Annotated in this window: 8 protein-coding genes; 2 read left to right on the forward strand and 6 right to left on the reverse strand. The window is 73.1% G+C overall.

What is annotated here, in order from left to right; genetic code table 11:
• Positions 1-100: 100 nt before the first annotated feature.
• Together AC13HU_RS22640 and gmd are read right to left on the reverse strand one after the other, a co-directional pair.
• Positions 101-2,326 (reverse strand): LamG-like jellyroll fold domain-containing protein, encoded by a 2,226-nt coding sequence (locus AC13HU_RS22640; RefSeq protein ID WP_483043762.1) that lies wholly within the window; start codon positions 2,324-2,326, stop codon positions 101-103.
• Between the two features lie 68 nt (positions 2,327-2,394).
• On the reverse strand, positions 2,395-3,408 hold the full coding sequence (gmd, locus tag AC13HU_RS22645; protein WP_483043763.1) for a GDP-mannose 4,6-dehydratase: 1,014 nt from the start codon (positions 3,406-3,408) through the stop codon (positions 2,395-2,397).
• 218 nt (positions 3,409-3,626) lie between these two features.
• Here gmd and AC13HU_RS22650 point away from each other — a divergent pair, with 218 nt between their 5' ends.
• Complete coding sequence (locus AC13HU_RS22650) at positions 3,627-4,577, forward strand: GDP-L-fucose synthase family protein (protein ID WP_483043764.1); 951 nt, start codon at positions 3,627-3,629, stop codon at positions 4,575-4,577.
• Positions 4,578-4,774: 197 nt separating this feature from the next.
• Here AC13HU_RS22650 and AC13HU_RS22655 read toward each other — a convergent pair whose 3' ends face one another.
• Positions 4,775-6,508 carry a sugar transferase gene (locus tag AC13HU_RS22655; RefSeq protein WP_483043765.1) on the reverse strand — a complete coding sequence of 578 codons (1,734 nt, stop codon included), beginning with the start codon at positions 6,506-6,508 and terminating at the stop codon, positions 4,775-4,777.
• Between the two features lie 280 nt (positions 6,509-6,788).
• Between AC13HU_RS22655 and AC13HU_RS22660 the strand changes: the two genes are divergently transcribed.
• Positions 6,789-7,883, forward strand: coding sequence for a small ribosomal subunit Rsm22 family protein (locus tag AC13HU_RS22660; protein WP_483043766.1), 1,095 nt, complete (start codon positions 6,789-6,791; stop codon positions 7,881-7,883).
• Positions 7,884-7,967: 84 nt separating this feature from the next.
• Here AC13HU_RS22660 and AC13HU_RS22665 read toward each other — a convergent pair whose 3' ends face one another.
• The 3 genes from AC13HU_RS22665 to AC13HU_RS22675 form a co-directional block, all read right to left on the reverse strand.
• Positions 7,968-8,552: a hypothetical protein gene (locus AC13HU_RS22665; protein ID WP_483043767.1), complete on the reverse strand. Its 585-nt coding sequence runs from the start codon at positions 8,550-8,552 to the stop codon at positions 7,968-7,970.
• Positions 8,553-8,653: 101 nt separating this feature from the next.
• Positions 8,654-9,778 (reverse strand): magnesium and cobalt transport protein CorA, encoded by a 1,125-nt coding sequence (locus AC13HU_RS22670; protein WP_483043768.1) that lies wholly within the window; start codon positions 9,776-9,778, stop codon positions 8,654-8,656.
• Positions 9,775-9,958, reverse strand: a 184-nt coding sequence (locus AC13HU_RS22675; protein WP_483043769.1) for a hypothetical protein, incomplete at its 5' end; no start/stop codon positions are given. The genes AC13HU_RS22675 and AC13HU_RS22670, both read right to left, overlap by 4 nt.

A 9,958-nucleotide genomic window follows, 5' to 3' on the forward strand; every position in this document is an offset into this window, starting at 1 on the left:
CCCCCGCTCCCCCCGCTCCCGCCGCTGCCGCAGCCGCCGAGCAGCACCACCGCGGCCGTCACGAGGACGGCGGTGATGCCGGCGCGGCGCCGGGCGCCGGTCACCCGGCGGTCCTGAGCGCGTAGTGGCTCGCGACCTGCGCGGCCGTCAGCACGGTCGGGTAGACCGCGGCCTCGTCGATCGAGCCGGCCAGGTCGTCGCTGGTGGGCCGGGTCGGCCAGCCGTTGAGATTGTCGCCGCCGACCCGCCAGTAGCCGGCGTACGCCTCGCTGCCGGTCATGGCCGTGTTCGACCCCTTGAGCACGCCGTCGACGTAGAGCTTCGAGCCGCCGGTGCCCTCGGTGGCGACCACGTGGTGCCAGACGCCGTTGTTGTACTTCGCCGAGGTGGTGATCGTCTGGACCTTGGGGGAGTTGATGCCGAAGACCAGCTGCCCGCTGTTGAGCATGTAGATGTGCTTGTCGTAGTGGACGCTGGTCTGGGTGGGGTCGTTGCCGAAGCCGATGATCTTCCCGCCCTTGGTGGTCGTGGTCTTGAACCACGCCTCGATGCTGTACTGCTTCGGCTGCGGATGCTGCCGGTCGCTGTACGTCCACTGCGAAGTGCCGTTGAACGTGTACGCCTTGGAGCCCGGCACCGCGCCCGGCGTCACGCCGTGCACCGGGCCGCCGACGCTGACCCCGCTGTCGTTGGACGCCGAGGAGTCCGCCGTGTAGGAGCCGGACGCCGCGTCGTACCGCCAGTACAGCGTCGCGCCGTCGGCGAGGACCTTCGCCGGGTACGCCTCGGCCGAAGTCGGCACCGTCGCGGACGCGTTCGGTGACAGCGCGGTGGTGTTGGTGCCGTCGCTCGCCGAGACCCGGTAGGTGTACTTCACGCCCGGTGCGACGTCGGTGTCGGTGAAGGTGATCTGCGGGCGCACCCACGGAAGCGAGCTGCCGGTGGTGGTGTAGATCGGCGTGGTCGAGCCGTCGCGGTACACCCGGTAGGTCAGCAGGCTGTCGTCGAGGTCGAGGCTCGACTGCCAACTGACCGTCACCGACTTCGGGTTGATGCTGGTCACCGAGGTCTGCGGCAGGCTCGGGGCGGTGGTGTCCGGGGAACTGGGGAAGCGGGTCAGGCCCTGCTGCGCGGTGCCGTTGACGGTGGTGAACTCCCCGCCGACCCACAGGTATTCGGTGGAGCCGACCGAGGAGAACGACATCACCCGCGGGCCGATCTGCTCGCCGATCCCGTCGTTGGTGTCGGGGAACCACGACACCAGGTGCGGGTCGCCGACCGGCTCGGCGAGCAGGTGCTTGCGCACCGAGTTCGGGTACTCGCCCATGCTGGAGCAGTCGTGGGCGTGGCTGCCGCTGTACAGCACGCTCTGGTAGACCGCGACCGTCTGGGTGGCCCCCAGGCAGTTGTCCCGCCAGACCTGGCTGAAGTCGGTGAGGCTGAAGCGCGCCCGGCCGTCGAAGACACCGCCGCCGGTGCCCTCGTTGCCGGTGTAGAAGCTGTTGCTCGCCGGGTCGACGTAGATGGTCTTGGTGACGGAGGCCGCGTCGAAGAAGCCGGTCGGGTACCCCTTCACCAGCGTGCCGCCGGTGGTGGCGTCGACGACCGCGAGGGAGTGCGAGTTGGCGCCGTCGACGGTGTTGAAGTCACCGCCGAGGATGGCGTCCTTGCCGTTCGGGGTCAGCGCGAGCGCCCGGCCGGGGTTGTCGACGTTCGGCGCCCACGGCAGCAGCGAGCCGTCGGCGGCGCCGACCGCCGCGTAGCGGTGCCGGGTGGTGCCGTTGACCGAGGTGACGTCGCCGCCGAAGTACACCGCATCGTCGGTGGCCACGATGGTGCGCACCGTGCCGCTGACCGCCGGCCGGAAAGTGGTGCTGACGGCGCAGGTGGCCAGGTTGATCGCGGCCAGGCTGCTCACGCCGGTGCCGCCGGCCGAGCCGAAGAAGCCGCCCGCGTAGAGCGTCCTGCCGTCGGGGGAGACGGCCAGCGCCCGTACCGTGGCGCTGCCGGAGCCCACGGTGAACGCGGGTCGGCAGCGGGCCGGTTGGCCGGTTGCCGCGTTGAACGACGCGAAGTTCGCCACCGCCGTCTCGCTGGTGCCGGCGGCGGCCCCCGGCGGGCGGATCGTGGAGAAGGTGCCGCCGGCGAAGACGTCGCCGCCGGACTGTGCCATCGCCCAGACGATGCCGGTGGTCTGGTAGGTGGGCAGGTTCCCGGCGGTGATGCCGACGGGTGGTTGCAGTGCGGTCGCCGGGGGCGGCCCCACGATCCCCAAAGCCGCGGCTGCCAAGGCGAGGGCAGCCGTCAACACCGGCCATCTGCGCATGCGTTGCTCTCCTCTACGGAATGGTGCCCGGGGTGGTGCGGGAAGGTGCCGAAGCTCTCGCCTCGGCGCTACCGGTCGATGCGGACGCTCGCGCCCGCGAGCTGGTCCGCCACCTGCTGCATATCGGCGTCCACCATCAGCCGGGCCAACTCCTCGACCCTGACCCCCGGTTGCCAGCCGAGCAGGTCACGGGCCTTGGAGGCGTCGCCGATCAGCGCGTCCACCTCGCTGGGGCGCTCGTACTTGGGGTCGTAGCGCACGTGCTCGGCCGGATCGAGGTCGGCGTGCGCGAACGCCGTGTCGAGGAACTGCCGTACGGTGGCGGCCCGTCCGGTGGCCACGACGTAGTCCTCGGGCTCGTCGCGCTGGAGCATCCGCCACATCGCGTCCACGTACTCCGGTGCGTAGCCCCAGTCGCGGACCGCGTCCAGGTTGCCGAGGTAGAGCCGTTGCTGGAGGCCGGCCTTGATCCGGGCCACCGCGCGGGTGATCTTGCGGGTCACGAAGGTCTCGCCGCGGCGCGGTGACTCGTGGTTGAAGAGAATGCCGTTCACCGCGTACATCCCGTACGCCTCACGGTAGTTGACGGTCGCCCAGTAGCCGAAGACCTTCGCGCAGGCGTAGGGGCTGCGCGGGTGGAAGGGGGTGCCCTCATGCTGCGGGGGCGGGGTGGCGCCGAACATCTCGGAGGAGGACGCCTGGTAGACGCGGGCGCCGATGCCGCTGGCCCGGACCGCTTCCAGCAGCCGCAGCGCGCCCAGGCCCGTCACGTCGCCGGTGTACATCGGGGCGTCGAAGGAGACCCGCACATGCGACTGGGCGCCGAGGTTGTAGATCTCGTCCGGCCGGACGTCGCGCAGCAGGTTCACCAGCGCCACCCCGTCGGACAGGTCGGCATGGTGCAGCACCAGGGACCGGTGCTCCTCCTGCGGGTCCTGGTAGATGTGGTCGATCCGCTCGGTGTTGAAGGACGAGGAGCGGCGCACGATGCCGTGCACCGTGTAGCCCTTCGACAGCAGAAGTTCGGCCAGGTACGAGCCGTCCTGCCCGGTGACGCCGGTGATGAGGGCGGTCTTGCCCACGTGTTCCCCCAGGGGTGGAGTGGTCGGGCCGTTGGTCGAGCGGGTGGTCGGGGCCGCCGGGTCGAGCGGGTGGCCGGGGCCGTTGGAGCCGTTCGCCGTGCCGTTGTTCGGGCGCGCACCCGGGACAGCGTGTCAGCGCAACTCGTCCGAATTCAGGGAATTGGCGGAATGCGGGGATCCGCGCCGGGCCGCCCCGATCGGCTGGCACAATCGCCGCCATGACCGAACTGCTGCCGCCCGGCGCCCGGATATTCGTCGCCGGCCACCGCGGTCTGGTCGGCTCCGCGATCGCCCGCCGGTTGACCGCCGACGGTCACCAGGTGCTGACCCGGACCCGCGCCGAACTCGACCTGCGCGACGCCGCCGGCACCGCCGCCTACCTGCGCGCCACCCGGCCCGACGCGGTGGTGCTCGCCGCCGCCCGGGTCGGGGGGATCATGGCCAACTCGACCTACCCGGTGCAGTTCCTGGAGGACAACCTCGGCATCCAGCTGAGCGTGATCGCCGGCGCCCACGAAGCGGGCGTGCGCCGCCTGCTGTTCCTCGGCTCCAGCTGCATCTACCCGCGATTGGCCGCGCAGCCCATCCGTGAAGAGGCCCTGCTCACCGGCCCGTTGGAGCCCACCAACGAGGCATACGCGCTCGCGAAGATCGCCGGCATCGTGCAGGTGCGGTCCTACCGGCGGCAGTACGGCGCCGGGTTCATCTCGGCGATGCCGACCAACCTCTACGGCCCCGGCGACAACTTCGACCTCGCCACCTCGCACGTGCTGCCCGCGCTGATCCGCCGCTGCCACGAGGCCGAACGCGACGGGCTGCCCGAACTGGTGCTGTGGGGCAGCGGCACCCCGCGCCGCGAGTTCCTGCACGTGGACGACCTCGCGTCGGCCTGCGCGCTGCTGCTGCGGGCGTACGACGCCGACGAACCGGTCAACGTCGGCTGCGGCGAGGACCTGACCATCCGCGAACTCGCCCAGACGGTAAGGGAGGTGGTCGGCTACCGCGGCGCCATCGGCTGGGACACCGGCAAGCCCGACGGCACCCCGCGCAAGCTGCTGGACATCACCCGGCTCCGGTCGCTGGGCTGGCGGCCGCGGATCGCACTGCGCGAGGGCATCGCCTCGGTGTACGCGGACTGGCCGGTCGTACAGGCCGCCGACGCCGCGTAAGCCGGGGCCGACGCCGCGTAGGCCGGGGCCGGGTCCGGCTCCGGTTCTGTGGCCGGGTCCTGCGCCAGGTCCCGGCGCGGGTCCCGGCGCGGGTCCGGGTGCGGGTCCCGGCGCGGGTCCCGGCGCGGATACGGGCCCGGGTCTGCGCTCGTCGCCGGGTCCGGCTCCGGTTCTGTGGCCGGGTCCTGGCCGCTCCATCAGTAGGCCCCGCGTCCGTCGACGACCGCCCGCAGGGTGCGGGCCATCACGTCCACGTCGCCGGCCAGCGACCAGTTGTCGACGTACCGCAGGTCGATCGCCAGCGTCTCGTCCCACGACAGCTCGCTGCGCCCGCTGACCTGCCACAGCCCGGTGATGCCCGGGCGCACCGCGAGCCGGCGACGGGCCACCTCGTCGTAGCGGGCCACCTCGTCGGGCAGCGGTGGGCGCGGACCGACCAGCGACATGTCGCCGCGCAGCACGTTCAGCAGCTGCGGCAGCTCGTCCAGCGAGCAGCGCCGCAGCACCCGGCCGATCCGGGTGATCCGCGGGTCGCGGCGCATCTTGAACATCGGCCCGTCGCTCTCGTTGTCCCCGGCCAGCTCCAACTCGGCCCTGCGGGACTCCGCGTCGGCCACCATCGTGCGGAACTTCCACATGGTGAACGGCGCGCCCGCCCGCCCGTGCCGGGTCTGCCGGTGGAAGACCGGGCCGGGCGAGGTGAGCCGGATCGCGGTGGCCAGCACCGCGAACAGCGGGGCGAGCAGCAGCAGCCCGAGAGCGGCGCCGGTCCGGTCCACCGCGGTCTTCAGCGCGATCGGGGTGCCGGCCCGGGTCGGCGGCGCGATGTGCAGCAGCGCCAGACCCGCGGGCGCGTCGAGCTGGATACGGCCCACCCCCACGTCCACGAGGCCGGGCACCACGGCGAGCGGCACGCCCGCGTCGTGCAGCGCCCACGACAGCCGGCGCAGCCGCTCGGCGGTCAGCCGCGGACCCGGCGAGACCAGGACGAGTCCGGCCCGGTGCTCGCGGACCGCGCCCAGCACGATGCCCGCGTCCTCGGCCGGACCGGTGGGCGCGACGGGGCCGAGCCGGGAGGTGACCGGCGCGCCGCACTCCAGCTTCGCGCCGCCCACCGGCACCACCCCGACCACCACGTACGCGTGCTCGGTCCTGGCCGCGAGATGGCCCACCACATCGTCGGCGGCGCTCGGTTCGCCGACCACCAGCACCCGGCGGACCGCCTGCGCGGAGCGGCGCGCGGCGACCAGGTGGCGGCGCGTGGCGGCCCGCACGGCCACGGCCAGCAGCGGCGCGACGCCGATCCCGGCGAGCGCCGGCGACGTGCTCGCGCTCTGCCCGAACGCGGCGCGCAGCACGGCCAGGACGCCGAGCAGCATCAGCCAGTCGCCGAGTACGGCGGCGAGGCCGCTGCTCTCGCCCAGCACGTCGGCGGTGTAGCGGCGGCGGAAGGCGCGTACCGCGAGCCAGACGGCGGCCACGGCCGCGCCGCAGGCGGCGGCGTGCGGCCGGCCGGTGTCGTGCGGCAGCAAGGCCAGCGGGAGAGCGGCGCCCAGCGCGTCGACGGTCAGCGCCAACGGCAGGTACCAGGGCGCCTTGTCGCCGTAGGTGCTGTGCACGCGGTGGACTTCGTGCCAGCCGTGCAGGGCGTGTGCGGCACGGGCCCGGTAGGAGCCGCCGGGCGCGCCCCCGGGTATCCCGGGCGGGTGGCCGACAGCGTGGGGCAGCCCGGACGCGCCGGACCAGGCGGGAGGCGAAGACGCGGTCGGCGCGGCCGGAAGCGCGTGCGCGGCAAGGGCATCGGTGCTTCCCGATGCCCTGGTGCGGACCGCGTGCCGGGCGCCGCCCCGCGCGATTCGTGGTCGTGGTTCGCCGTCTATGGATATTGCGGGCAGGGCAGGTGTTGCCGGGGTTGTTTCGATACGCCGCATGGACCCCCCTGGCACATCGCGACCGACGTGGAGCCCCAGCACTTCCCCAAGTGCTGGCGCTCCGTGACACCAGCGAACGTTAAGCTACTTAGGGCCCGTTCCGCCGCTGATTGCACATATTCGAGCCGATGTCATGACGGAGTCGACCTACGTGTCGTGCACGGTCAGTTGCACGGTGTATAGCGCGGGGCGGCGCTGAGCGCCAGGGTGCGGTAACGACCTGGTGCGCCAGGTCGTACGGGGCGAAACCCTGGATGAACGCCCCTTACAGTAAGTTCTCGTGTCTCTCGTTCCCACCGTGCACCTGCCCGACGATCTCGCCGCGGCGCTCAGCCGCAGGCTCGCCACCACCGCCCCGACCCAGGCGTCCGCCCAGGTGGACCGGCTGATCGAGAACTACCGCGGCACCACCCCGACCGCCGCGCCCGTGCTGCGCGACGCCGCCGACGCGGCCGCGTACGCCGCGTACCGGATGCCCGCCACCTACGCCGCCGCGCGCTCCGCGCTCGCGGCGCTGCGCGCGCGTACCGCCGGCTGGACCCCGGCCACCCATCTCGACCTCGGCGGCGGCACCGGCGCCGCGCGGTGGGCGGTCGCCGACGTCTGGCCCGGGGAGGACGGCCCGGCCGGCACCGTACTGGACTGGTCGGCGGCCGCCCTCGACCTCGGCCGCACGCTCGCCGCCGACTCCGCGACGCCGTCCGTCCGCGCCACGACCTGGACCCGCACCCCGCTGTCCGGCGCGCCCGCCCTGCCCGCGGCCGACCTCGTCACGGTCTCCTACGTGCTCGGCGAGCTCACCCCCGGCGACCTCGCCGCCCTGGTCGACGCCGCCGGCGCCGCGACCCGCGCCGGGGGCGTGACGCTCGTCGCCGAACCCGGCACCCCCGACGGCTACGCGCGGATCATCGCCGCCCGCGACCGTCTCACCGCCGCCGGGTTCACCGTGCTCGCGCCCTGCCCGCACAGCGGCCCCTGCCCGATCACCGGCACCGACTGGTGCCACTGCGCCGCGCGCGTCCCCCGCTCCGCCCTCCACCGCCAGGTCAAGGGCGGCACCCTGCCGTACGAGGACGAGAAGTTCAGCTACGTCGCCGCGGCCCGTCCCGCCGCGTCCGACGGGTCTACCGGGTCCGACGGGTCCGCCGAGGTCGCCGACTCCGCCGCGGCGCCCGCCCCGAACCGGATCGTCCGCCACCCCCAGACCCGCAAGGGCCAGGTCCTGCTCGACCTCTGCGCCGCCTCCGGCGACCTCACCCGCGCCACCGTCAGCAAGCGGCAGGGCCCGCTCTACCGCGAGGCGCGCGACGCCCGTTGGGGCGACGCGTGGCCGCCGGACCAGCCGCCGACCGGGCCGGGTGCCGCCACGGGCTGAGACCGACCGGCAAGTGGAGGGTGGGAGAAGCCGTCCGGGCGAGAGCCGTCGGCCCGCGACGCCGCCCTCCACTTGCCGGTCGGTCTAACCCTTGCCGAGGACGCGCCAGGCGGAGACGCCGCTGTTGCCGGCCGCGCCGTCCACGGCGGCTTCGAACCTTCCGCTGAACGGTACGGCCATGGCCCCGCCGCCGCACTCGACGTTCCTGGTGCCGCCCGGCGTCCGTACGGTGAGGCGGCCGCTTCCCGAGCAGGCGATCTGGAAGAGGTGCGGTCCGGGCAGCGTCTCGGTGATCAACTCGCCGGTGTGCGAGGCCCAGTCGTAGCCCGACGCGACCGGCCTGCCGAGATACCCGGCGGGCCGGTACCGGCCGACGAGCGCCAGCGCGGGCCCGGAGCTGCTGTTCAGGGGGACGCCGGAAGCGGCCCGTGAGGCGGAGGGCGTGACGCTGTCGGACCCCGGCCCGGACTCGGCCCGCGCCCCGGCCCCTGATCCGGAACACGCGGCGAGTGCGGCCACGCACGCGCCGATCAGGAGCGCGGCGGCCGTACGCCGTACGCCCGGGGCGGTCGTCGCCGAACGTCGTACGCGCGTCGGCCGGTTGGTCCCGTTTCCGGTCCGATCCTGTTGCGTCGTAAGCCCGCTGGTGTCATGCCGCGTGTTCGCCATCCCAAGTTCCCCCCGCGTAACCGCGTCCCCGCGTCCCCGTGATCCACGTTTCGGTCGTCCTGGGGATGACGGGAGAGACGACGGCATCGGTTCCCGGCCGGTTACAGCCAGCCGACGCGGTGGAAGGCGCGGTAGCACAGGCCGGACAGGACGGCGGTGATGGCGATCACGACCGGGTAGCTGTAGGTCCAGTCGAGTTCGGGCATGTGGTGGAAGTTCATGCCGTAGAAGCCGGCGATCATCGTCGGGATGGCGAGGATCGCGGCGCCCGCGCTGATCCGGCGCATGTCGACGTTCTGCTGTACGGCGAGCTGGCTGAGGTTGGCCGAAAGCAGGCCGTCCACCAACTCGCCGTAGGAGATGAGGTGTTCGCGGACGTGGGAGAGGTGGTCGGAGACGTCGCGGAAGTAGCGGCTCATCTCGGAGCTGATGAGGCCGTCGGCGCCCTCGGTGAGGCGTTCGAGCGGGCGGGCCATCGGGAAGACGGCGCGCTTGAACTCGATGAGCTCGCGCTTGAGTTGGTAGATGCGGCTGGCGTCGTCGCCGTGCTCGGGGGAGAAGACGTCGGACTCCAGGGTGTCGACGTCGAGTTCGACCGCGTCGGCGACGTCGAGGTAGTCGTCGACGACCCGGTCGGTGATGGCGTGCAGCACGGCGGCCGGACCGTGCGCGAGTATCTCGGGGCGGCTCTCCAGGGCGCGCCTGACCCGGGCCAGGCCCGGCGCGCTGCCGTGCCGGACCACGACCACGAAGTCGGGGCCGAGGAAGATCATCACCTCGCCGGTGGCGACCACCTCGCTGGTCGCGGTGAGCTTCTCGTGCTCGACGAAGACGATCGTCTTCAGGACGAGGAAGAGGGTGTCGCCGTAGCGCTCCAGCTTCGGCCGCTGGTGGGCGTGGACCGCGTCCTCGACCGCGAGCGGGTGCAGCCCGAAGACCTCCGCGATCTCCTCCAGGTGCTCCGCGTCCGGCTCGTGCAGCCCGATCCACGCGAAGCCGCCGCGCTTGCGGGCCTCGTCCAGCGCCTGCTGCGGCGGCAGCGAGGCGGCCCGGCAGCCCTCCTCGTACACCGCGCAGTCCACCACGACGTCGGCGGTGCAGCGCCGCTGCTCGGGCAGGTGGGCCTCGCCGTCGAGGGAGTGCCACCGCCCGCCGCGCCGCCACTGGCGGCCGAAACCGCGCCGGGAACCGTCCTTGCGGTGGATCACCGCGGGCTTGTCCGTCATCGTGCCTTCTCCAGTACCGCTCTTGCCGCATTGTGTCCGGGGACACCACTGACTCCGCCGCCGCGGACCGCGCCCGCGCCGCAGAGGAAGACGTTTGCACATCCGGCGCCGACACCCCAACGACCTGTGGCCCGGGTCACATCGAAGCCTTCGCCCGCGTCCCCGTTCGTGCCCCCACCC

This window comes from Streptomyces sp. NH27, from assembly GCF_056859195.1.

Bases quoted from the DNA above. Each gene is read 5' to 3' on its own strand.
- AC13HU_RS22640 (WP_483043762.1), bottom strand. From the start codon at position 2,326: ATGCGCAGATGGCCGGTGTTGACGGCTGCCCTCGCCTTGGCAGCCGCG.
- AC13HU_RS22655 (WP_483043765.1), bottom strand. From the start codon at position 6,508: ATGCGGCGTATCGAAACAACCCCGGCAACACCTGCCCTGCCCGCAATA.
- AC13HU_RS22670 (WP_483043768.1), bottom strand. From the start codon at position 9,778: ATGACGGACAAGCCCGCGGTGATCCACCGCAAGGACGGTTCCCGGCGC.
- AC13HU_RS22665 (WP_483043767.1), bottom strand. From the start codon at position 8,552: ATGGCGAACACGCGGCATGACACCAGCGGGCTTACGACGCAACAGGAT.
- AC13HU_RS22650 (WP_483043764.1), top strand. From the start codon at position 3,627: ATGACCGAACTGCTGCCGCCCGGCGCCCGGATATTCGTCGCCGGCCAC.